The organism is Deinococcus terrestris, from assembly GCF_009377345.1.
GTDB classification, from domain to species: Bacteria; Deinococcota; Deinococci; order Deinococcales; family Deinococcaceae; genus Deinococcus; species Deinococcus terrestris.
Window position 1 is genome coordinate 186,961 of the sequence record NZ_WBSL01000002.1, and the last position, 21,934, is coordinate 208,894.

Consider the following 21,934-nt stretch of genomic DNA (forward strand, 5'->3'; position numbering starts at 1 on the left):
TTTGCGTTTTTTTTGAGCCGGGTTTGTTGGAATAACTCCAACCTTCAAGTCAGCCCCGATCCACTCGCCGCTTACCCCAGTTCCGGAGGACCGCCCATGAAGAACCTGACCCCCGCCGCCCTGAGCCTGACCGTCCTCCTCGCCGCTTGTGGGCAAAGCACCCCGACCGTCCGCACTTCCCAGAGCAGCCCCACTGCGCAGGGCGCCACCCTCCAGACCCAGGCCGTGAAGACCACGGCCTCCACCACCCTCTCCGAGTGCCAGGCCTTGTATGCGACGGCCCCCTCGGGCGTGCAGGTGGACAGCAGCATGAGCTACGGGCAGGTCGGCACCCTGATCCTCTCGTTCGTGGACGACACCAGCAAGGGCCGCGCGGTCCACTGGATGGACTCGAACCTGCCGTTGGACCTCGGCAAGGGCCTGGGGGCGCTGGAGAACCTACCCGTCGTGGCGGCCAAGCTGCTGGTCACCCCAGACCTGATCGAGAACCTTCAGGCGAACCTACCCGGTCTGGTGTCGATCTATCAGGACGCCCCGCTGCGGTACCTGCTCAAGGAGAGCGTCTCGTACATCGGCGCGGACGTGGCCCGCAGTGCTTACGGGGTGGACGGCAAAGGCGTGGGCGTGGCGATCATCGACTCGGGGGTGGACGGCACGCACGCCGACCTGAGCCACATGGCGGAGAACGTGAAGCTGGTCGGCCCGGTCGTGGACCTCGGCGTGGGCGGCTACCTGCACGTCAAGCTGCCCAACACCGACACCTCCAGCGGCCACGGCACACACGTCGCGAGCACCATCGGCGGCAGCGGGGCGGCGTCGGAAGGGGCGAACAAGCGGCAGGGCGTGGCGCCCGGCGCGACCCTGGTAGGTGTGGGGGCGGGGGACGCCCTGAGCATCCTGTACGCGCTGGAGGGCTTCGACTACGTGCTGAAGCCGGAAATCCGCGAAACCCATAACATCCGCGTGATCAGCAACTCCTGGGGCTCGAGCGGCGAGTTCGCCCCCTACAACCCCATCAGCCTGGCGGCCAAGCGGGCCTACGACGCGGGCATCATCGTGACCTTTGCATCGGGCAACGAGGGACCGGGCGCCAACACGCTCAACCCCTACTCGGCGAGCCCCTGTGTGCTGAGTGTGGCGGCAGGCGACAAGCAGGGCTATCTCGCCGACTTCAGCTCCCGGGGCCGTGCTGGGGACACGCTGGTTCACCCCGACGTGACTGCCCCCGGCGTGGACATCAGCGCCGCCCGTGCGCTCACCGGACTGGCCGCGACCACCGTCCCTGACCTCGACAACCCGCTCTACTCGACCATCAGCGGCACCAGCATGGCGACCCCCCACATCAGCGGCGTCGTGGCGTTGATGCTTCAGGTCAATCCCACCCTCAACCTCGACCGTGTGCTGGAGATCTTCAAGAAGACCAGCCGCCCGATGTACTACACCCAGACCAGCACGAACGGCCTCGACCCCAACCAAGTCGTGACCAAGAGGCGTGAGCTGTGGGAAGTAGGCTACGGCTACGTGGACGCCAACGCCGCCGTCCGCGAGGCCGTGCGCCTGAACACCAGCCGCTACACCCTCCAGACCACCGCCCTTCCCGGCTGGACCGGCACGGTGGCTCCCAGCGTCTGCGTTCCCCTCCTGAACTGCGTGATGACCGCCCAGCACACCCAGACGATCAGCGTGCCCAGCGGTGCCTCGGCCCTGCGGGTGGCGACCGAGTGGGGCAACCCCGCTTACGACCTCGACCTGGAGGTCTACGACCCCGCCGGACGCCTCGTCGGCTCCAGCGCCCAGGGCACCAGCACGGGCGAGGCCGTCAGCATCCCCAGCCCGGTGGCCGGGAGCTGGAAGGTTGTTCTAAAGGGTTTCCTCAACGGGTCCACGACCTACACGGGCACCGCCGAGGTGGACAAGCTGGTGCGCCGCTAAAGACCAGCCGTCACGAGAGGGGGAGGTGGAACCCACGCCGGGTTCTCTTCCGCCTCTCTGGTATGCGGGCGCCCTACACTGCGGCATGACCCAACCGCAAGAAGAAGCGTGGGCCCAGGCCGCCGCCGGGCTGCGCCGCCTTGGCACGACGGGGGACGAAGTGGCGGCGCGGCTCACCCGCGAGCTGGACGCCTTCGAGGCCACTGTCGCTCGTGCGCAGGACCGCTGGCACAAGCTCCTGCCTGGCCGCGAGTGGACCGCCGCGCAGGAGGCCGAGCACGTCCTCCTCGTCAACGAGAGCAGCGCGCGAATCGCTGCGCTGCTGGCCTCTGACCGTCCCCTGCGGCCCACGCCGCGCGTTCCCGGCAAGGAGGTGGGCGGCAAGCGTCAGGCTCCGGAGGGCACCCGCCCCGGACCGGATCAGCCCTGGGAGGCCCTGGCGGAGCGGCACGCGGCGGTGCGAACGCAACTGCTGACGCTGGCGGAAGGGGCCGGGGACGACCCGGAGCGGACCTTGTTTCACCCCTTCATGGGCGACCTGACTGCGCTGGACTGGCTCAGGATGGCCGCCTATCACGTCGGGCACCACCGGCGGCAACTGGAGGGGGCAGGCTAGGCGCCAGGTTCCGGCGATCACGGGCGGCCCAGAACCCGGTATCGCCCCTCGGCGCGGGGCTGGCCGTCCACGAGCAGGGTGTAGCTGTACTCGCCCGGCGTCGGGTCGGCCCGCAGTTCGGCCCGGTAGGTGTGGTCGGCGCCGGGCAGCAACTCGGTGACTTGCCCCGAGCTGCTGCGCACCTGCACCCGCGTGGCGGCACTGTAGACCACTGCCCGGAGCTCCATGACCTGTCCTGGCAAGGCATTGAGCGGCACCACCTGCAGGGTCGCGAGGGGCAGCTCGGCGTCGATCAGCACGAGCGCCCGCGCGGTGGCCCGCGCCTCGCCCCGGCGGGCCACGACCTGCACCTCGGTGGAGGTCCGCTGCTCCGGGGGGAGGGGCAGCAGCCCGCGCCAGACGCGCCCGCCTTCCTCGGGGCGCAGGGCCAGGGGAACGCCCAGACCCTCCAGCGTGACCGCGTCCGCGCCGGGCTCGACCTCGACGGTCACGGGCAGGGTGGTGCCGGGCGGGCGGGGGTCGTCGGGAAGGTACACCTGCACGCCCAGCTCGTCGGCCGTGACCCCCTGCACGTCGGCAGTGCCCGTCACGCGCAGGTCACGGGTCACCAGTGCGGCCTCGCGGCTCAGGGTGAGGGCCACGGGCGCCAGCGGCAGGTACAGGGCCGGGTCAAGTCCCACTCCAAGCTGATAGGGGCCGAAGTCCAGCCCGCTCAGGCGGTAGGCGCCCGTGCTGTCGGTCACCGCCTGCACCGCGCCGCCGGGGCCGCTCAGCGAGAGCTGCGCCCCCACCACCGGCCGGCCGTCCCCGTCCAGCACCCGGCCCTGAAGGGTGGCGACCTCGCGCACCGGGATCTCCAGGGTCACGCTCCCGCGCAGGCGGACCTCCACCGGGGGCAGCACCGGGATGACGTACTGTGCCAGCACCCCCTCGCCCAGCTCCACCGTGTATGGCCCCGGCCGCAGCAGCACGCTGGCCTCACCTGCCGCATTCGTGCTCAGGGCCTGCCCGCCGACGAGCAGCTCAGTCGCCACGCCCGGTTCGCCGGGGTCGCGGGCGCCGTTGCGGTTGCGGTCAGCATAGCTCCGGACGGTCAGGGTGCCCGCGTTGCGGCCCCCGAACAGCGAGACGACGGCGTCCGGGGTGGCGAAGCTGCCCCCCGGCGTGAGCCGCCCCCCCACCGTGAAGCGTGGATGGCCGCCGTCCAGCAGCGCCTGCCCCTGCACGCTCAGCCACGGCAGCAGTTGCCCGCTCGCGGTGACCCCGTAGCTCAGCCTCCCACCCTCCCCAGCTCCGGGCGCGTAGGCCGCGACCAGCCCGGCGCTCCAGCGGTCGGTGCCGTAGCCCACCTGTGCCCGCAGGTCGTGGGTCAGGCCCAGGCCAGTGCCGCTCAGGCCGGTGGCCTTCATGACGTAGTCGGCCCCTGCGTACAGGCCCCGCTCAGGCCGGTAGGCCACGTGGAAGGTGCCCTCCAGGGTGCTGCCCCGGCCCTGCACCCCGCCCGAGACCTCCAGCGGGCCGCGCAGGTAGCCTGCCCCGGCCCCGTACAGCAGGCTGCCCCCAGCGTAGCCCAGCAGCCCGCTAAGCCGCCATTCGCCCCCCAGGCCGTCCAGAGCGGCGGTCGCCTGCACCGCCCCGCTGACTTCGCCGCGCCGGTACTCGGCCTGACCGAGCACGAAGAGGTCGGCGCGGCCAAGCTGCCACTCCCGCACCGCCAGCAGCCGGGCGCCGAAGCCGTCGCTGCCGTAGCTCAGGCCCGCCACGACCCCGAGGTCCTCGTTCGGGCGGTAGCTGAGCTGCGCGGAGGCCGCCGTCCGGGTCACGTCCCCCACCCGGTTGAGCTGCGCGGCGGCGCTCACCCCGAAGGGCTGCTGCTGGCGCGAACTCACCTGCACCTGAAGGTCGTGCGCCTCCCGCACACTGTCGAAAGCGTAGGTCTGCCGGACCAGCAGCCAGGCGTTTTCGTAGCTCAGCCCCTGGCTCAGGCCATAGCCCCACTCATCCCCATGACGAACCGCGCTCACGCCGATGAGGGGGGTCCAGGCCCCGAACGGCCGGGACCAGCCCACCGTCAAGGCGTTGCCGGGGTCGGCTCCGAAGGTCTGCGCGGCGCTGAGGTACGCACCCGAGCGGTGCGAAGCGCTCGCGGCCACCCCATAGGTCGCCTCCCCCCCCTCGCCCACCGTGCGCCAGGTGTTCAGCCCCAGCGAGTAGGCCCCCAGGCGGTACTCGGCCCCCACCTCGGCTGTGCGGAACAGGTCGCGGGTGCGGGCCTGCACGCCGAAATCTCCCCACTGGAGCGAGGCCGTCCCCTCGTCGCGCAGCTGCCCCGCCAGGTCGCGCCGGGCCGCGTAGGTGATTCCCCCGGCGGCGTAGTCGCTGAGCTGCCCCTGCACCGCCGCCGAGACGCCGCCGAACCAGGCCCACCCTCCCGCCGGGGCCGCCGCGTCCTCCGGGTTCCCCGGTAAAGTGGGCAGCCCCGGCAGGGTCGGCACCTCGGGAAGGGGGACCGGGGTCAGGTCCGGCTGGATCACATCGGGTTGAACGGCGCCCACGCCCACCCCCGGCGAAACTTCCACGCTCCAGGTGAGCTGCGGCCCCGCGCCCGCCCCGGCCCCCAGCCCCACCCGCAGACCCAGCAGCGCCTCGCGGCTCAGGTCGGCATCCACGCTGCTGCGGGCGGTCAGGCGCACGAGGTCGCCGTCACCGGGACCGCGCTGGGTGTAGACGACCCGCACCTCGGCGCTTTCCAGCGGCTCCAGCGTGACCCGGTCGGGGGTGACGGTGGCGCTCCCCTCCACCTCCAGCCGCAGCGTGTCGCGCACGTTGCCCAGGTTGGTCACGCGGGCCACGTAGGTCTTGCGCTCGCCGGGGCGCACCCGGTCGGTGTCGGGGAGGGTCACCGTGAACTCGGGCCGCGCCCCCACGACCACCGTGACCGCCACCCGCTGCGCCGCCCCCGCCGCGTCCGTCAGCACGAAGACGAGCGCCTGCGGCCCGGCCAGGGCGTCCTCCGGCAGGTGCAGCGCCGCGAAAGCCGGGCCGCCCTCCCCCGCCTCCAGCGCCTCCGTGAGCAGCGCCCAGCCGGGGGGCAGCTCGGCCGTGACCTGGTACGCTCCCGCGCCGGGCCGGGTCAGCGGCACGGTCAGGAAGTCGCCCGGTTCGGCTGCCAGGGTGAGGGAGGAGGAGGTTGGCGGCGTCTGGGCCAGCGCCCCGCCCGACCACGTGCTTCCCAGCGCGAGCAGGGCCGTCAGGCCGAGGGCCGGGGCCAGCCGCCGACCAATTGCCCGGCGCCGCATCCTCAGGACCCCCGCCACCTCACTGCGCCTCCAGCGCCCAGGTCAGCAGCACCCGGTACTGTCCGGCCGGTTCGTCGCCCTCCAGCCGCAACCGGAAGGATAGGTCGTAGATCGCCCGTCCGGTGTCGGGCACCAGCGCCACAACCTGAAGTGGTCCCGCCCGCAGCCACGGCCCCGTGCCGACGCGGTACTCCAGGCGGCCTACGGGCAACGTCGCCCCCCGCGCGTCGGGCAACCCGCGCACCCGCAGCAGCAGCGCGGCGCGGGGCAGGTAGGTGGTCACGTTCAGGCGCACCGGGCCGGGGGTTCCCAGCGGCGGGTAGTAGGCGGGCTGCGTGCGCGAGAAGCCCCCCCGCGGCGGGTAGGCCGGACCCGAGGGATCCCCCGGCTGGAAGCTCAGGTCCAGGGTCAGGCGCTGCCCGTCCCACAGCAGCGCGGGCGGCGGGGGCGGCGCGGGGGCAGTCTGGGCCTGCCCCGGTCCACCCAGGCCCAGGACGAGGAGAGTGGTCCCCAATTGCAGGGCACGGACCAGCGGGGCGGGCGCGGTTGTCATGGCGCCTTCACCACCAGGGGCGTCTGGGCCGTGAAGAACTTGCCCTTGGCGTATTGCAGGGCCACAAGCACCTGATACTGACCGGGGGCCAGCTTCAGGTCGCCCCCGCCCCCGAAGCGGCGGCTGTAGCCGGGCAGCACCACGCTTTCCTCAATGGGCAAGAAGCCCACCGCCTTGCCCGCGCTGTCCACGACCTGTGCCCGGCCCGCCGCCCGGACCAGCCCGGTCCCCGCGTTGCGGACGGTGGCCTGCACCGCGATCCGGCCGCCATCGTAGGCCGCCTGCACGCCCACAAGCTTCGCGTCCAGGCGCGGGGTGCCCACCTGGAGGTAGATGATCTGCCCCACGTCGATGGTGTAGGTCACCCCCAGGATGTTGCCGGGCTGGGCCTGGGCCGCCTGCTCGGGCGAGTTGCTGGAGAAAAACAGCACCCCCCAGTACAGCCCCGGCTCGGCGTCGGCCGGGACCTGGAGGGTGTAGCGCACCTGCTGACGCTGCCCCGGCGTGAGTTGAAAGCTCTGCGGCGACACCTGAAGCCAGCGTTGCAGGCTGTTGCGGGCCGTTCCAGCAGGCAGGAACTGCACCTCGCCTGACTCGGGAAAGCGGAAGTCGCGCAGGGCCGCGCCCACCACCATCGGGCCGGAATTGGCCGCGCCGGGATGCAGCACCGTCACAGCGTGGTTGACGGTACTGCCAGGCTGGGCACTCAGTTCAACCCGCGACACGTCCACGCTGACTCCCGTCGCGGCGCGGGCGACCGGGGCAGCGAACAGAGACAGCGAGGCGAATGCCCAGGGCAGGGCGCGGCGGGGGGGGGAGACTCGGGGCATACGGTGTCCTCCAGAAGTGCAGGAAAGCGGGGGGCCGGGGCGTGCGGACACAAACGGAGGCTCTGATGTTGGACGGAACGTCAAAAGGGTGCAGCCAAAGAACCAGCGGACATGAAAGATGGGAACGTGGCACGCCCCGCGACACGTTCCCGACTGTTGCGCGACTGTGACCGCCCCGGGGCGGGCGGGGCAGAGGGAGAGCGGGACGCCACGGTCCGGCCCTCCCTCCATCTGGCTCAGAAGTTGCCGGTCAGGGTAAACGAGACGCGGGCTTCCTTGACGCCGTTGGTTTCGTTCCCGTCCAGGACGATGGCTTCAATAATGTGATCATCCAGCCATCCGCCGGTGGTCTTGGCGCTGCCGAGGTCGGTGTTGGATACTTGAAGCGTGGGGCGGGCGGCGGTTGGGTTCGCGGCGTTGTAGAGCATCTCCACCTTCTTGACGGAGGAGTCCGCTACCTGATCACCGAGCATAAAGGTGGGGAAACCTGCGGGCACATTGCCGCCCGTCTTGCCTTCCAGTTGTGCCTTGAAGGTCCAGCCGCCCTGAGCGTTACTGAACTTTTGCACAATTTTCTGGTTCATGCAGATCATGGGACCCTTCCACTCCACTTTGCTACGGTCCCCGCCAGTGAAGACGATCCCAGGGTAGCTGGATTGCGGGGCCATCAGCGAGCTGGGATTCCCAGTGAATGCCGTCCCATTCGAGTTCGTTCCCGTGAGCGATGTGGGTAAGCTAAAGCTGCCGACAAACGAGTAGTTGTTGCCTGTGACGATGTTGCCGTCACCCTTCCAGGTGGAGGCCCGCAGAATCTCCAGCAGCGGGTAGGTAAAATCGCGCCCGGTCGTCTTGCTGTGGTCGCCAGCGCGGTAGCACTTCTGCTTGTCCAGGTCCGCCAGGTTGATGTTCCAACTCGTCTCGTGCAGATGCATGGCGACCACAGCGGGGATGGTCACACGCACGTCCTCGTACAGCTGCGCGGTTCTGTCGTCGATATCGTAGTTACCGCCGTTGTTGGAGGGTGGGTTGCACCCAAAGACGGGGTTGCAAAAGTTTTGTGCTTCCGCCTGACCACCCTGCGCCTGTGCCTGCGCTCCGGCCATTCCGCCCAGCCCCATCGTCAGCAGCGCCAGCCCCATCATCGTCTTCTTCATATTGCTCTCCCTTCCAACCCAAGAAGCCTGTGTACGGCGCTGAAGGCCCGATCGCCCTCTGCTGTCCAGAAGGTAATGAGAGTGGCGTTAACAGTTCGCTAACAAGATGTCGACGACGTGAAGGGCTCGTTAAAAGGTAGAGTCTAAGGGTCTTCCACACTTGCCGCGACCCTCTCGTGTCAACCGTCTCCCGCGACTTTCATGCGTAGGGAAACAGGCTCCACGCGCGTCCCGACCTCCGCCGATGGGGCCGAACGACCTTTAACAAACGAGGCTCTGAACATGACTGAAAGGTTACGGGACGGTGATGATCAACCGGCGCAGCAGCCAACCCTGCGGGTGCTGGGGCACGTGTACCTGTGGGGCGCCGGGCCGCTGCCCGCCGTGTCCAGTAAAGGGCTGGCCCTGCTGACCTATCTGGCGCTTGAGGCCCGCCCACACCACCGCGAACATCTGGCCAACCTGCTGTGGGACACGGCAGACGCGATGGCCAACCTGCGGGTGGAGCTCGTGCGGCTGCGCCAGCGCGGGGTCAGTCTGCCTGCCCGACAGCCCATGCTCAGCCTGCCTGGTGCGACCGATCTGACCGAATGGGAGGCCCTGCCCGATCCCTCCCAGGGTGACGGGGAGGTGCTCGAATGGCTCGCGCCGCTGCGAGGACCGGTTCTCAGTGGACTGGAGGACCTCGGCACCACGGCCTTCCGGGAGTGGCTGGACGGCCAGCGCGGGGCGCTGCACGACCGCATTGAGGCGCGGCTCTCGCGGGTTGCCGGAGCGCTGGCAGCGCGGGGTCAGGCGAGCGGTGTCCGGTTGATCGAGGCGCGGGCGGAAGCACTGGGGCTGCACCTGAGCGTGCCCGTCCCGGCCGCCCTACCGCCTGCTCCACCGGAGGCCCCGGAGCCGCATCCGTCCAATTCGCCCGCATCCGGTCTGCACTGGCCCGAGCCAGAGGCCCGGTTGCGCGAGGTGCTTGGCCGGATCCTGGAGGGACACACGCCGCACCTGCTGCTGCTGCGGGGGCGCGGCGGCACGCGCCGGGGCCTGATCGCCCGCCTGACCTGCCACACCCCCTGGCAGACCGTGCAGGTACAGGCGTCCACCGACCCACTGCTGTGGCAGCAGTCGCTGCGGCTGCACCTGCGCCGCCTGCTGCCCGCGGCCTCTGCCCCCGCCGCGTCCGACCCACTGCTCGACCCACTCCTCGAACTCGCGGGGCTGTTCAGTGCGCTCCAGACCCCGCTGCTGCTCGTCTTGCACGACCTCTCTCCGCAGACACCCGGCCTGCACCCGCTGCTGAGCTTCCTGCTGGACCTGCCTGCCCCCATCGCCGTGATGGTCACCGTCACGTCGGAGGCGGCCGAGGCGGGGCTGCGGCCCCTGCTGCGGCGGGCCGCCGGAGCCCGGTTGGAGGTGCTGAACCTGCCGCCGCTGGGGGTGTCCGCCGTCACCGGGGCACTTCAGGCGCGGCGCCCGGCCAGCCTGGCAAGCGCCGCGCTGGAGGACGACCGTGTCCTGGCGACCCGGCTGGTGCAGTGCAGCGAGGGCTACCTGCCCTATCTGGACGTCCTGCTCGCCGCCGACCCACCCCGGCTGGAACACCGGTTGCCGGAGGGCGTGCGCGACCTGCTGCTGGCCGAACTGGGGCCGCTGACGGCCCCCGACCTCGACCGCTGGGCCCGGCTGGCCCAGATTCATGGCCGGTTCGACCCGGCGACTGCTCAGGCCCTGCTGGGCGAGGGCGCTGGGACGCTGCTGCTAACCCCTACGGCCCGGAGCGTGCTCGTGCCGGTGCCACGCACCGAGGCGCTGGTTTGGCCCGAACCGATGTCGCCGCAGCTCACCTGGCCCCAGCTCACGGGCCGCGCCGACGACGCGCAGGGCCACCTGGGGTTCGCGCACGAGCTGACCCGCAGCGCCCTGGCCTCCTTGCTGCCGCCCCACGAACGCCACGCCGCGCGGCGCACGCTGGCCCGGCACTTCCAGACCACGGACCCGGCCCGCAGCCTGCTGTATGCCGAACGGGCGCAGTGCCCCGACCTTGCCGAGCAGGCCCGCGCCGCCCTGCCGGAACTGACGGCCCCCGCCCTCCCCCGCGGCCCGCAGCCCCGCCCAGTCCCTGCTCCAGAAGCCCCTCCCTCCCACGCCGGGCGCGACGGTTGGACCGCCGGGGGCTACCGGGTGGCCTTTGAAGACGGCAGGCTCCGCATCCTGCGCCGGGGGCATCCCGGCCTGCCGCCCCTGCTGACCCTCTGCTTCCCTGGTTCGGCCCCGGCCTGGAGCCTGACGCTGCGGCACGACCTCGCGGCCAGCGGGCGACCCGCGGCGCATTGGCCGCCGAATTTCGTGCTGGGCGTGCGCGTCGGCTCAGGCCCCCGCGTGGTGTACAGCACCGAACCTGTTCCCGACCACTTCAGTGACGGGGTCGAGCATGTGTTCGGGGGCGTGCTGACTCCGGGGTGCTGGCTCGGCCTGAGCGGGCCGGGCGGAACGGGACCGCTGGAGCTGAGCGTGCGGGCGGTGGACTCGGCCCTCACGCTCGGTGCCCTGAGCTGGGGGAATCACCGCCTGGGCGGGCAGTAGGGGAAGACGCCCGTGGGGTCAGGGCGGATACTCGGCTCCGGCGGACCGGGCCGCCCTTTTCAGAACCACGCCTCCTGCATCTCCAGCGTCGTGGGGTCCGCGCTCGCCAGCAGGTCGGCGTGGGCCTTGACCTTGGGCAGCTCGTGCACGGCAAAGAAGCGTGCGGCGTGGAGTTTGCCCCGGTAGAAGTCGGCGCCCTCGCCCCTCGCCTCCGGCAGCTTGCGGGCCGCGACCGCCGCCTGCCGCAGCCACATCCAGCCCACGACTGTGTGCCCCAGCATCTCCAGGGCGCTGTGAGCGTTGGCAAGAAAGCGGTCGGGGCCGAGGGTGGGGGCCTGGGCCAGCAGGCCGCGCAGGGCCGCCGTGCTCTGGGCGACGGCGGTGGCGAGCGCGGTGCGAATCTCGGCCACCCCCTCCAGCTCCTCGGAGGCGGCGAGGTCCGCCGACATCCGCTCCAGCAGCACGGTCAGGCCGCGCCCGCCCGATTGAGTCACCTTGCGCCCCAGCAGGTCGAGGGCCTGAATGCCCTCGGTGCCCTCGTGGATAGGGTTGAGGCGGTTGTCGCGGTAGTACAGCTCCACTGGGTAATCGCGGGTGTACCCTGCCCCGCCCATCACCTGAATCGCGTCGCTCAGGGTCTCCTGGCTGTACTTGCTGGGCCAGGATTTGACGACGGGGGTCAGCAGGTCGAGGAGCAGCCCGGTATCCCCCCGCCCCTCTTCCGGCCCGGTGTGCAGGTCGTCTACCAGCGAGGAAGCGTAGAGGCCCAGCGCGAGGCCGCCCTCCACGAAGCTCTTCTGACGCAGCAGCATCCGGCGCACGTCGGGGTGCTGAATGATGGACACGGGTTCGGCGTGGGGGTCCTTGTTGCCGGGGGAGCGCCCCTGCCGCCGCTCGCGGGCGTATTCGAGGCTGGCAAGGTAGCCCGCGTAGCCCAGCATGACCGCGCCCATCCCGACGCCGATGCGGGCCTCGTTCATCATGCGGAACATCTGCGCGAGGCCCTGCCCCGGCTCGCCCACGATCTCGCCGACCGTCTCGCCGCCCTCCCCGAAGTTGAGCAGCGTGTTCGTGGTGCCCCGGTAGCCCATCTTGTGGTTCAGGCCCGCCAGGACGACGTGGTTAGATTCGCCCGGCCTCCCATCCTCCCCCACCCGGTAGCGCGGCACGATAAAGAGTGAGATGCCCTTGACGCCCGCCGGGGCGCCCTTGATCCGCGCTAGGACGAGGTGAACGATGTTCTCCGAGAGTTCGTGCTCGCCGCCCGAGATCCACATCTTGGTCCCAGTGATGCTGTAGGTGCCGTCTTCCTTTGGCGTGGCGGTCGTCGTGATGTCGGCCAGCCCGGACCCGGCGTGCGGCTCGGAAAGGGCCATCGTGCCGAACCAGCGGCCTTCCAGCAGCGGGGTGAGGTATTTGGACTGCTGCCCCTCCGACGCGAACTCGCGCAGCAGGTTGGCATTGCCGATGGTCAGGAAGGGGTACCCGCTCGTGGAGATGTTGGCCGCCTGAAAGTGCGCCTGCACCGCCTGCATGACCACCCAGGGGAGTTGCAGCCCGCCCAACTCCTCGTCGTGGTGGGCGTTGAAAAAGCCCGCCTCCCGGAAGGCCCGCATCGCGTCCGCCATCTGGGGCGGCAGCTTCACCTTGCCGTCCACGACGTGCGGCTCGTGGACATCCGCCTCGCGCAGGTGGTTGGCGAAGTGGCGCTCGGCCACGCTGTAGGCGAGGTTCAGCACGTCGTCGTAGACCTCGCGCGAGTGCTCCGCAAAACGGGGACGCTGGGGCAGCGCGGCGGTATCGAGCACCTCGTAAAGCTGGAACTGGAGGTCGCGGCGGGACAGGAAGGGGGCCATCGGGGGTACTCCTTTCAGGGCACAGGCAGCGGTGGGCGGAGTGTCCGTGAACGTCAACTGTGAACGCTGGCGTTTACTATAGGGCACGTTCAGACCCCTTTCTCCCCGTTCCACCGGAGGTTTTCCATGCGTGCCGTGACCTGCACCGCCTTTGCCGAACCCGAAGCCCTCAGCGTTCAGACTGTCCCCGATCCCGCACCCGGCCCCGGCGAGGTGGTGCTGGCGGTGGAGGCGGCGGGCGTGAACTACCCCGACGCCCTGATGGTGATGGGGCAGTATCAGGTCAAGCCTCCCCTCCCCTTCACGCCGGGCGCGGAGGCCGCTGGGACAGTGGCGGCGGTCGGCGAGGGGGTGACGCATCTGCGGCCAGGGCAGCGGGTCGCCGCGTTCACCGGAACCGGGGCCTTCGCGGAGAGGTTGCTCGCTTCCGCGAATGCAGTCATGCCTCTCCCCGATGGAGTCAGCACCGAAGTTGCCGCTGGGCTGCCGCTCGCCTTCGGGACCACCATGCACGCGCTGGTGGACCGGGCGAACCTCCAAACAGGCGAGACGCTGCTGGTGCTGGGCGCGGCGGGGGGCGTGGGCCTCGCCGCCGTCATGATCGGCAAGGCGCTGGGCGCACGGGTGATCGCGGCGGCGAGCAGCGAGGAGAAGCTGGCCCTCTGCCGCGAGCACGGAGCTGACGAGACGCTGAACTACAGCTCGGAGGACCTGCGCGAGCGGATCAAAGCACTGACGGGAGGCAAAGGACCGGACGTGATTTTCGACCCGGTGGGCGGCGACTTCGCGGAGGCGGCCTTCCGCTCCATCGGCTGGGGCGGGCGGTACCTCGTGGTGGGGTTCGCGGGGGGCGGCATTCCGAAACTGCCGCTAAATCTGCCGCTGCTCAAGGGCGCGTCGCTGGTGGGCGTGTTCTGGGGCGAGTTCGCCCGCCGCGACCCCCGCGCCAATGCCCGCAACCTCGCCCGGCTGCTGGGGTGGGTGGCAGACGGGACCGTGCGGCCCCTGATCAGCGAACGCTACCCGCTGGAGCGCACCCCGGAAGCGCTGCGGGCACTGCTGGAGCGGCGGGTCACCGGCAAGGTGGTCGTCACCCCTTGACCCCGCTGACCTTCTACACGACCGCCGAACTCGCGCGGGAGGCGGGCGTGACCCGGCGCACGGTCATGCATTACGCCGACCTCGGCCTGCTGACCCCCGATCAGGTGACGGTGTCGGGGCGAGCGCTCTACGGCCCCTACGCGCTGCGGCTGCTGCGCGACGTGCTGGATCTGCGGGCGCTGGGCGTGCCCCTCGACGAGGCCCGCGACATGGTGACCCTGCGCCGGGCCACGCATACCCTCGACGGCACCTATCGCCGCGACTGGACCCGCGCCGACATCCCCCTCTCGGACGAGCAGCTGCGCGTCATTCACGCCCGGCTGCGGCTGTTGCAGGAAGCCTACGCCCGCCAGGCCGAGGGCCTGGCCCGCTTCGACCGCTGGCTCACCAAGCGGTTTACCGGGGGCGAGGTGGAACCGCTGGACCCGGAGGCGCTGGAGGGGGAGGAGCAGGCTCAGCCAGGTGGCCTATAGGGAGGGGAATCGGTGACGAGAGGGACTACACTCTCCCGGTGACGTCCGGCCCGGCCTCTTCCTCCCCCACCCCGCGCACCAGCGAACTCGGCCCCCTGGTACGGCTCGCGGGGCCGGTGATCGTGTCGCAGTTTGCGGCCAATGCGCTCACGCTGATTTCCACGGCGGTGATCGGTCGGCTGGGCACCCCGGAGCTGGCGGCGGCGGCCTACGCGAACGCCACCTACTACCTGCTGTTCCTGATCCTGAGCGGGATCATGCTGGCGGTGGGGCCACGGGCGGCGCAGGCGCATGGGGCGGGGAATCCGGCGGGCGTCGCCCTCGCCCTGCGCGGGGGCCTGCGGCTGGCCCTGGGCCTGACGGCGATTGCCTTGCCGCTGATGTGGGGCATCGCGGCGATCTTGCCCGGCCTCGCGCCCGAAGGCGTGCGCGGTGACCTCGCGGCGAGCTACTTGCGGCTCTACGCGCTGGGGATGCTGCCGGTGCTCGCCTTCGTGGCCCTGCGGGGGGCGCTGGAGGGCACCGGGCAGCCCCGCGTGGTCACGGTGACGGCGCTGGGCGGGGTGACGGTCGTCGCCTTCCTGAGTCCGGCCCTCGCCTTTGGGTGGGGGCCGCTGCCTGCGCTGGGGCTGCCAGGAGCCGCCGCCGCGAGCGCCGTGACCGCGTGGGCGATGGCGCTGACGCTGCTGCCAGTCGCGCTGCGCCGCTTTCCCGCCGTGCCAGGAAGCCGGGTGGGGCCAGAGGTGGGGGCACTGCTGCGCCTGGGCTGGCCCATCGGCCTGACGCTGGGGGCCGAGGGGGGCATGTTCAGCGTGACCTCGCTGCTGATGGCGAGGTTCGGGGCCGAGGCGCTCGCGGCGCACAACGTGGCGCTTCAGGTCATCACGGCGGTGTTCATGGTGCCGCTGGGGCTCTCGACCGCCACCGGCATCCGGGTGGCCCAGGCGGCGGGCGGTGGTGAAGCGGGCCGGGTGCGCCGCGCCGGGCTGACTGGGATCGGGCTGGCGGCGGCCGTCATGCTGGCCTTCGCCGCACTGGAACTGCTGGCGCCCCGGCTGGTGCTGGGGGTGTTCGTGGACGCCGGGGACCCGGCGAACGCGGCGCTGCTGGCGACCGGCGCGAGTCTGCTCACCATCGCCGCCCTCTTCCAGACGGTCGACGGGGTGCAGGTCACCGCGAACGCGGCGCTGCGCGGCCTGCAAGACACCCGCGTACCGCTGCTGATCTCGCTCGCGTCGTACTGGGGGGTAGGGCTGGGGGTGGGGTCGCTGCTCGCCTTCGGGCTGGGGTTGGGACCGCGCGGGCTGTGGTTCGGGCTGACGGCGGGGCTGAGTATGGCGGCCGTAGCGCTGCTGTGGAGGTTCTTGAAACGTAGCCAAGGCCGTTCTCTGGGGAACTGAAGCCGCTCTCCCGCATCTAGAGGAACGAGCTGCGCTCACCCGAGCGGCCCACAAAAGGCCCCCTCCACTTCCGGTAGGGGGCCTTGTCTATGCTTCCGGGCTACCCTTTCCCGCGCAGGTCCGTCACCCGCCGCAGCTTACCCCCCTCGCTGCGGGGCAGAGAGCCGGGCACGCACAGCTCGCAACGTACGGTCACGCCCACCTGAACCTTGACCAGCCGCTCGATTTCGGTCCGCAGCGCGACGGTTTCCTCCCCCGCCTCGACGCGCAGCAGCAGGTCATCGCGGGTGCCCGTGCGGGTCAGGACCACGTGGTAATGGGGGCTGACCTGCCCCATGCCGACCAGCACGGCCTCAAGCTGGGTGGGGTAGACGTTGACCCCCCGCAGGATAATCAGGTCGTCGGCGCGGCCCCGGATGCCGTCCATGCGGCGCACCGTGCGTCCGGTGGCGTTGGGCTCGGTGGCCTCCGGCAGCAGGCGCGTGATGTCGCCCGTCCAGTAGCGCAGCATGGGCAGGGCGGTGCGGCTGATGGATGAAAGCACGAGCACGCCCCACTCGCCGTCGGGCAGCACCTCGCCTGTCTCGGGGTCCACGATCTCGGGGTAAAAGTGGTCCTCCCAGAGGTAGCTGCCGCGCTGCTCGGCCGCGTCCTCGTTGGAGACGCCGGGGCCGATGATCTCGGACAGGCCGTAGATGTTGGTCGCCGTAACACCCAGCCGGGCCTCGACCTCGCGGCGGGTCTTCTCTGTCCAGGGCTCGGCGCCCAACACCGCGTAGCGGAGGGAAGTGTCCCCTGGCCGCACGCCCCGGCGGGTGAACTCGTCCGCGAGGACCAGGGCGTAGCTCGGCGTGCAGGCGATCACCTCGGGTTCGAGGTCGAGAATCAGGCTGACCTGCCGCTCAGTGCCGCCGCCGGAGACGGGGACAGTGCACAGGCCCAGCCGCTCGGCGCCGCCGTGCAGCCCCAGCCCTCCGGTAAACAGCCCGTAGCCGTAGGCATTGTGAAAGGTCATGCCCGGCCGCGCCCCCGCCGCGTAGAGCGAGCGGGCCACAACTTCCGCGAACACGGCGAGGTCGTTCTCGTCGTAGGCGACCACGGTGGGCTTGCCGGTGGTGCCGCTGCTGGCGTGCAGGCGGCGCAATTCGTGGCGCGGCACGGCGCTGAGACCCAGGGGGTAGTGGTCGCGCAGGTCGCTCTTGCGGGTCAGCGGAAAGCGGGCGAGGTCGCCCAGGGTCCGCAGGTCGTCCGGGGTGACCCCCACCGCCTCAAAGCGGGCGCGGTGGGCGGGCACGCGCTCGTGCATCCGGGCGGCGGTCGCCTGAAGGCGGGCAAGTTGCAGGGCGCGGAGGTCGGGGAGGGGCATGCCCTCACGGTCGGGCTGGAACATCGGGCCTCCAGTCGGCAGCAGTGTCACCCACAGCGTCGTGATCGGAAACAGGGAAGGCAGGCAGGAGGGCCGGGTCGCCCACCACCTTGCCAGGGTTAAGGAAGTTCAGCGGGTCCAGCATAGCCTTCACCTCCCGCATCACGTCCAGCGCGTCCCCGTGTTCCGAACGCAGGTACGTCCGTTTGCGCAGCCCCACCCCATGCTCGCCCGTGCAGGTGCCGCCCACCGCGACCGCGTGCGCGGCGAGGGCGTGCAGGACGTGGTCAATCCGAGTCCAGGTGTCCACGTCGTCGGGATGGGCATGCATCAGCAGGTGAAGGTTACCGTCCCCGATATGGCCGACCAGGGGCGCGGTCAGGCCATGCTCTTCCAGCAATTCCTGAGCAACCGCTACTGTCCCCGCCAACGCTGAGAGGGGCACGCACACGTCCCCGATGCGGGTCGCGTGACCGGGCCAGGCCGCCCGCAGCGCGTCGTACACGCCATGACGGGCCGCCCACAGCTCGGACTGCGCCTCCGGGGTGCGGGCCTCGCCGACGGGGGTGCCGCCATGCAGGGAGGCCGCCTCCCGCAGCAGGGCGAGTTGCGCGTCCAAGTCGGCCCGGTCCCGGCCCGCAACCTCTGCCCAGAGGGTCGGGGCTTCCGGGTCGTGGCGGGCGCGGTGGCAGTTCACGGCGGCCACCGTCGCGGCGTCCACGAATTCCAGCCGCTCCGGGGTCAGGCCCAGGCCGCGCAGGGTCACGCTGGCGGTGACTGCCCCCTCCACGTCCCCGAAGGCGAGTTGCACGCTGGCGGTCGCGGGCGGCAGAGGGTGAAGCCTCAGGGTCAGCGAGGTGATGACCCCCAGCGTTCCCTCCGAGCCGATGAACAGCTGTTTCAAGGCGTAGCCGCTGCTGCTCTTGCGGGCGGCGCTGCCCAGCGTCAGCACCCGGCCGTCCGCCAGCGCCACCCGGAGGGCCGCGACGTTCTCGCGCATGCCGCCGTAGCGCACGGTGGTCGTGCCGCTCGCGTTGGTGGCGGCCATCCCCCCCAGCGAGGCGTCCGCGCCGGGGTCCACCGGGAAGAAGAGGCCGTGCGGGCGCAAGCGGCGGTTCAGAGCGAGGCGCCGCACCCCCGGTCCCACCGTGACGGTGAAGCCCACGGGGTCAGGCTCCCCGACCGCGTCCATCCCACTGAGGTCCAGTGAGATCGCGCCCGGCACGGGCAGCGCCGCCCCTTCCAGGCTGGTGCCCGCGCCCCAGGGGGTGACAGGGACGCGCCAGTCGCGGGCGACCGCCAGCGTCTCCAGCACGTCCCCTTCCGAGCGGGCATAGACCACCGCGCCGGGCACCCAGGTCAGCGGCGTGCCCTCGTCGCGGGCGTGGGCGCTCCGGTCACCGGGAACGAGGCTGACGCGCTCGCCCAGCCCGGTTCGCAGGGCGCCCTGCCAGCCGGTTACTTGATCATCTTCCACGTGCCGTTCACGACCTGCACCATCACGCGGCTGCGGGCGTCAAGGCCGAGGTGGTCGGTCGCGCTCATGTTGAAAATGCCGTGCGCCCCGATCACGTTGCGGGTGCCCTCGATGGCGTCACGCAGCGCCGAGCGGAACTGCGGAGTGCCGGGCTTGGCTTTTTTCAGGGCGGCCGGAATCGCCTTTTGCAGAATCAGGCCCGCGTCCCACATGTGCGCCCCGAAGGTGCTCACCGAGTTCTGGCCGAAGCGCCGCTCGTAGGCCTGGGTGTAGGCGAGGCCCACGCGCTGGGTGGGGTTGGTTGCGGGGAGCTGGTCGGCCACCAGCACGGGTCCGGCGGGGAGGATCGCGCCCTCCACGTCCTTGCCGCCCACCCGCAGGAAGTCGGCGTTGGCGACCCCGTGGGTCTGGTAGATCTTGCCCGCGTAGCCCCGGTCGTTCAGGGTCTTTTGCGGCAGCACGGCGGGCACCCCGGAGGCGCCGACGAGCACGGCGTCGGGCCGGGCGGCCACGATCTTGAGAATCTGGCCGGTGACGCTAGTATCGGCGCGGTTGTACTTCTCGACGGCGACCACCCGGATGTTGCGGGCCGCCGCCGCCCGCTGAAGCTCGGAGAGCCAGCCCTCGCCGTAAGCGTCGTTGAAGCCGATGTAGCCGACTGTCTTGATGCGGTTTTGCGCCATGTGCGCGACGATCGCGTTGGCCATGATCGCGTCCGTCTGCGGGGTCTTGAACACCCAGCGCCGCCGGGCGTCCACGGGCTTGATGATCGCCTCGGACGCGGCGAGGCTGATCATGGGCACCTTCGCCTCAGTCACCACGTCGATCATGGCGAGGCTGGCGGGCGTGGTCGTCGTGCCGATAATCACGTCCACCTTGTTGTCCTGAATCAGCTTGCGGGTCGCGGTCACAGCGGCAGTCGTGTCGGACGCGTCGTCGAGGACCGTGTAGGTCACCTTCTGCCCGCCGATGGTCTGGGGCAGCAGGGCGACCGTATTCTTCTCCGGAATCCCCAGGCTGGCCGCCGGGCCGGTCGAGGACACGACCACCCCCACCCGGAGCTGCGCGGCGGCAAAGGACGAGGCGAGCAGGGCGGCGGTCACGAACAGGCGGGCAGGGTGCAGGCGCTTCATGGGAAAACCTCCACGGCGAGGGAGCAGCCCGGCGGAACCGGGCAGGGAAGCTGCTTGAGGGTTGGTTGATGAAGCTTAGCAGAAGGCCGGGGGCCTAGTTCCCCGCCGAGGGAGCCTCCTCCCCCTCGGCTTCAAAGGCGAGGTACAGCCGGGCCAGCAGCGCAGGGTCACGCAGGGAGCCGCCCAGAGCCTCCTCCGCCCGGCGCAGGCGGTAACGCAGCGTATTCACATGCACGTGAAGCCGCGCGGCGAGGTCGGGCAGTGGCCCCGAGTGGCCCAGGTAGGCCCGCAGGGTAGCCTCGGTGCGGCCCCCGTCTTCCAGCGCGGCGAGCCGTGCCCGCACCTGTCCCCGCAGCGGCGCGAAGGAGCCGTCCGCGAGCAGGGCATACAGGGGGTCCATCGCGTGATAGGTCGTGTACCCCCGCGCCTGCCGGGTGGCGGCGAGGGCGTGCCGCGCTTCGCCCTCGGCGGTGCGGGCATGGCGCGGGCCGGGGTGAGGGGCACTGACGCCCAGCCGCACGTCCTGCGCGGTGCTGGCGAGCAGGGCCGTATGCAAGTCCCGCGCCTCGCGCCCTAGGTCGGCGGTCGGCCACAGCCACACCGCCCGGTCCCCCCGCACGGTGGAGTGCGCGGGCAGCCCGCGTTCCAGAAAGTATCCCTCCCCCACCGCCGCGAGCACGTCGAGGGCGTGGGCATGAGCAGCGCGGGCGGCCGAGCCGGGAGCGGGAGGCCGGGCGAAGGCCGCCACCGCCACCGCGACGGGCTCGGGGTCGGGGAGACTGGCCTCCGGCAGCGTGCCCGAGAGCAGGGCGTCGAGCGTCCTCTCCCCCACCCGGCGCCGCGCCGCGCCTGCCGCTGCCGCCTGAAGCCGTGCCAGCAGGGCATATTCCGCCGCCACCGGAACCAGGGCCGCCCACTCCGGCGGCACCGCCAGCGTGAGGCTGCCCACGTGACGCTCGCCGCTCGCGTCGCCGTAGCTCAGGCGACGGGTGACCTCCGGCCCGGCGGCTTCTCCTGCCGAGGCCACCACATCGCCCCAGCTCGCTCGGATCTCTGCCCGGCCCCCGGTCAGCCGCGCCAGCCGAGCGACGAGTTCGCGCTCGGGCTGCGGCCCGGCGACGGCTTCCCGCAATGAGGTCAGCAGCGCAGCCACGCCGGGCAACGCGAGGAGATCGGGCGAGGTGTCCCGCATTTGTTCCAACCTATAACGGGGTGGGGCCGGATTCACGCGCCGCACAAAGGAGGACACGGGGAGGTGGACCGTATGCTGAAAGGCACACCACCACGCTTCCTTTCCACGAACGGAGAACTCCCTTGAAATACGCCCGCTTTATCGCCGGGGGCCGGATGCTCAGCGGCCACCTCCACGACGGTCACCTGATTGACGCGGCAGGCGTCGCCCATGATCCCGACTCCGTCCAGTTCCGCCTGCCCGTGGACCCGCCCAAAGTGATCGCCCTCGCGCTGAACTACAACGACCACGCGGGTGAACTCGGTCTGACGCAACCCAGCGAGCCCGCCCTCTTCTGGAAGCCGAACACCACCCTGCTGCCGCACCGGGGCACGGTGATCTACCCGCGCGGCGCGGAGTTCATGCACTATGAGGTCGAACTCGGCGTCATTATCGGTCGGGACGCCCGCCGGGTGAAGGCGGGGGACGCCATGGACTACGTGGGCGGCTACACCATCGGCAACGACCTCGTGGTGCGCGACTACGTGACGAACACCTTCCGCCCGCCCCTGCGCGGCAAGGGCTGGGACACCTTCGGGCCGCTGGGGCCGTACTACGTGACCGCCAACGAGATCGCCGACCCGCACGACCTCGCGCTCACCGCCCACGTCAACGGCGAGCTGCGCCAGCAGGGTAGCACCCGCGACATGATTTTCTCGATTCCCGAACTGATCGAGCACATCAGCCGATTCATGACCCTCCAGAAGGACGATGTAATCCTGACGGGCACCCCGAAAGGCATCTCGCATGTCCACCCCGGCGACGTGATGCGGCTGGAGGTCGAGGGGCTGGGCGTGCTGGTAAACGGCATTCAGGAGGAGGACGACCTCGCCGAGCCGATCAAGGGCAAGGAAGCGAAGGAAGGGGAGTGGGACGGGCGGTGAAGCGCACGGACAGGCCAGCGAAGCGGAGGACAACGCTCATGCGGCGGGC

At 70.9% G+C, this 21,934-nt stretch carries 16 protein-coding genes; 7 read left to right on the plus strand and 9 right to left on the minus strand.

Annotated features, from left to right (window positions below):
* Positions 1 to 96: 96 nt before the first annotated feature.
* Both F8S09_RS06995 and F8S09_RS07000 read left to right on the plus strand, forming a co-directional pair.
* A complete protein-coding gene (locus F8S09_RS06995) occupies positions 97 to 1,932 on the plus strand; it encodes a S8 family serine peptidase (protein ID WP_152870511.1) in 1,836 nt (611 codons plus the stop codon).
* An 85-nt stretch (positions 1,933 to 2,017) separates the two neighbouring features.
* Positions 2,018 to 2,548, plus strand: coding sequence for a DinB family protein (locus F8S09_RS07000; protein WP_152870514.1), 531 nt, complete (start codon positions 2,018 to 2,020; stop codon positions 2,546 to 2,548).
* A 17-nt stretch (positions 2,549 to 2,565) separates the two neighbouring features.
* Here the strand turns inward: F8S09_RS07000 and F8S09_RS07005 are convergent, their stop codons facing one another.
* The 4 genes from F8S09_RS07005 to F8S09_RS07020 form a co-directional block, all read right to left on the minus strand.
* Positions 2,566 to 5,847 (minus strand): carboxypeptidase-like regulatory domain-containing protein, encoded by a 3,282-nt coding sequence (locus tag F8S09_RS07005; RefSeq protein ID WP_152870516.1) that lies wholly within the window; start codon positions 5,845 to 5,847, stop codon positions 2,566 to 2,568.
* Between the two features lie 19 nt (positions 5,848 to 5,866).
* Complete coding sequence (locus F8S09_RS07010; protein ID WP_152870518.1) at positions 5,867 to 6,400, minus strand: hypothetical protein; 534 nt, start codon at positions 6,398 to 6,400, stop codon at positions 5,867 to 5,869.
* Positions 6,397 to 7,230 carry a COG1470 family protein gene (locus F8S09_RS07015; protein ID WP_152870520.1) on the minus strand — a complete coding sequence of 278 codons (834 nt, stop codon included), beginning with the start codon at positions 7,228 to 7,230 and terminating at the stop codon, positions 6,397 to 6,399. Before F8S09_RS07015 ends, F8S09_RS07010 begins: the two co-directional genes overlap by 4 nt.
* Before the next feature lie 236 nt (positions 7,231 to 7,466).
* Positions 7,467 to 8,384 (minus strand): hypothetical protein, encoded by a 918-nt coding sequence (locus F8S09_RS07020; protein ID WP_152870523.1) that lies wholly within the window; start codon positions 8,382 to 8,384, stop codon positions 7,467 to 7,469.
* A gap of 282 nt (positions 8,385 to 8,666) precedes the next feature.
* Here F8S09_RS07020 and F8S09_RS07025 point away from each other — a divergent pair, with 282 nt between their 5' ends.
* Positions 8,667 to 10,964 (plus strand): hypothetical protein, encoded by a 2,298-nt coding sequence (locus F8S09_RS07025; protein ID WP_152870525.1) that lies wholly within the window; start codon positions 8,667 to 8,669, stop codon positions 10,962 to 10,964.
* A gap of 59 nt (positions 10,965 to 11,023) precedes the next feature.
* Here F8S09_RS07025 and F8S09_RS07030 read toward each other — a convergent pair whose 3' ends face one another.
* Positions 11,024 to 12,820, minus strand: coding sequence for an acyl-CoA dehydrogenase (locus tag F8S09_RS07030; RefSeq protein WP_152870527.1), 1,797 nt, complete (start codon positions 12,818 to 12,820; stop codon positions 11,024 to 11,026).
* Positions 12,821 to 12,946: 126 nt separating this feature from the next.
* On the opposite strand from F8S09_RS07030, the gene F8S09_RS07035 reads away from it, so the two are divergent.
* The 3 genes from F8S09_RS07035 to F8S09_RS07045 are packed head-to-tail and all read left to right on the plus strand — an operon-like array spanning position 12,947 to position 15,794.
* Positions 12,947 to 13,921 (plus strand): NADPH:quinone oxidoreductase family protein, encoded by a 975-nt coding sequence (locus F8S09_RS07035; protein WP_152870529.1) that lies wholly within the window; start codon positions 12,947 to 12,949, stop codon positions 13,919 to 13,921.
* A complete protein-coding gene (locus F8S09_RS07040) occupies positions 13,918 to 14,394 on the plus strand; it encodes a MerR family transcriptional regulator (protein ID WP_152870531.1) in 477 nt (158 codons plus the stop codon). Before F8S09_RS07035 ends, F8S09_RS07040 begins: the two co-directional genes overlap by 4 nt.
* Positions 14,395 to 14,432: 38 nt before the next feature.
* Positions 14,433 to 15,794 (plus strand): MATE family efflux transporter, encoded by a 1,362-nt coding sequence (locus tag F8S09_RS07045; RefSeq protein WP_322618616.1) that lies wholly within the window; start codon positions 14,433 to 14,435, stop codon positions 15,792 to 15,794.
* A gap of 100 nt (positions 15,795 to 15,894) precedes the next feature.
* Here the strand turns inward: F8S09_RS07045 and F8S09_RS07050 are convergent, their stop codons facing one another.
* The 4 genes from F8S09_RS07050 to F8S09_RS07065 all read right to left on the minus strand — a co-directional run bounded on the left by F8S09_RS07050 (position 15,895) and on the right by F8S09_RS07065 (position 20,962).
* Positions 15,895 to 17,184, minus strand: coding sequence for an AMP-binding protein (locus F8S09_RS07050; RefSeq protein WP_152870533.1), 1,290 nt, complete (start codon positions 17,182 to 17,184; stop codon positions 15,895 to 15,897).
* On the minus strand, positions 17,165 to 18,637 hold the full coding sequence (locus F8S09_RS07055; protein WP_322618617.1) for an FAD-binding oxidoreductase: 1,473 nt from the start codon (positions 18,635 to 18,637) through the stop codon (positions 17,165 to 17,167). Before F8S09_RS07055 ends, F8S09_RS07050 begins: the two co-directional genes overlap by 20 nt.
* Positions 18,619 to 19,770, minus strand: a complete 1,152-nt coding sequence (locus F8S09_RS07060; protein WP_152870535.1) for an ABC transporter substrate-binding protein — start codon at positions 19,768 to 19,770, stop codon at positions 18,619 to 18,621. The genes F8S09_RS07055 and F8S09_RS07060 overlap by 19 nt, the downstream gene beginning before the upstream one ends.
* 94 nt (positions 19,771 to 19,864) lie before the next feature.
* A complete protein-coding gene (locus tag F8S09_RS07065) occupies positions 19,865 to 20,962 on the minus strand; it encodes a PucR family transcriptional regulator (RefSeq protein WP_152870537.1) in 1,098 nt (365 codons plus the stop codon).
* Between the two features lie 122 nt (positions 20,963 to 21,084).
* On the opposite strand from F8S09_RS07065, the gene F8S09_RS07070 reads away from it, so the two are divergent.
* Positions 21,085 to 21,885, plus strand: coding sequence for a fumarylacetoacetate hydrolase family protein (locus F8S09_RS07070; RefSeq protein WP_152870539.1), 801 nt, complete (start codon positions 21,085 to 21,087; stop codon positions 21,883 to 21,885).
* The last annotated feature ends 49 nt before the right edge of the window (positions 21,886 to 21,934 follow it).

Excerpts from the sequence above, each read along its gene's own strand:
- F8S09_RS06995 (WP_152870511.1), top strand. The coding sequence starts at position 97 with ATGAAGAACCTGACCCCCGCCGCCCTGAGCCTGACCGTCCTCCTCGCC.
- F8S09_RS07000 (WP_152870514.1), top strand. The coding sequence starts at position 2,018 with ATGACCCAACCGCAAGAAGAAGCGTGGGCCCAGGCCGCCGCCGGGCTG.
- F8S09_RS07005 (WP_152870516.1), bottom strand. The coding sequence starts at position 5,847 with ATGCGGCGCCGGGCAATTGGTCGGCGGCTGGCCCCGGCCCTCGGCCTG.
- F8S09_RS07010 (WP_152870518.1), bottom strand. The coding sequence starts at position 6,400 with ATGACAACCGCGCCCGCCCCGCTGGTCCGTGCCCTGCAATTGGGGACC.
- F8S09_RS07015 (WP_152870520.1), bottom strand. The coding sequence starts at position 7,230 with ATGCCCCGAGTCTCCCCCCCCCGCCGCGCCCTGCCCTGGGCATTCGCC.
- F8S09_RS07020 (WP_152870523.1), bottom strand. The coding sequence starts at position 8,384 with ATGAAGAAGACGATGATGGGGCTGGCGCTGCTGACGATGGGGCTGGGC.
- F8S09_RS07025 (WP_152870525.1), top strand. The coding sequence starts at position 8,667 with ATGACTGAAAGGTTACGGGACGGTGATGATCAACCGGCGCAGCAGCCA.
- F8S09_RS07030 (WP_152870527.1), bottom strand. The coding sequence starts at position 12,820 with ATGGCCCCCTTCCTGTCCCGCCGCGACCTCCAGTTCCAGCTTTACGAG.
- F8S09_RS07035 (WP_152870529.1), top strand. The coding sequence starts at position 12,947 with ATGCGTGCCGTGACCTGCACCGCCTTTGCCGAACCCGAAGCCCTCAGC.
- F8S09_RS07050 (WP_152870533.1), bottom strand. The coding sequence starts at position 17,184 with ATGTTCCAGCCCGACCGTGAGGGCATGCCCCTCCCCGACCTCCGCGCC.
- F8S09_RS07060 (WP_152870535.1), bottom strand. The coding sequence starts at position 19,770 with ATGAAGCGCCTGCACCCTGCCCGCCTGTTCGTGACCGCCGCCCTGCTC.
- F8S09_RS07065 (WP_152870537.1), bottom strand. The coding sequence starts at position 20,962 with ATGCGGGACACCTCGCCCGATCTCCTCGCGTTGCCCGGCGTGGCTGCG.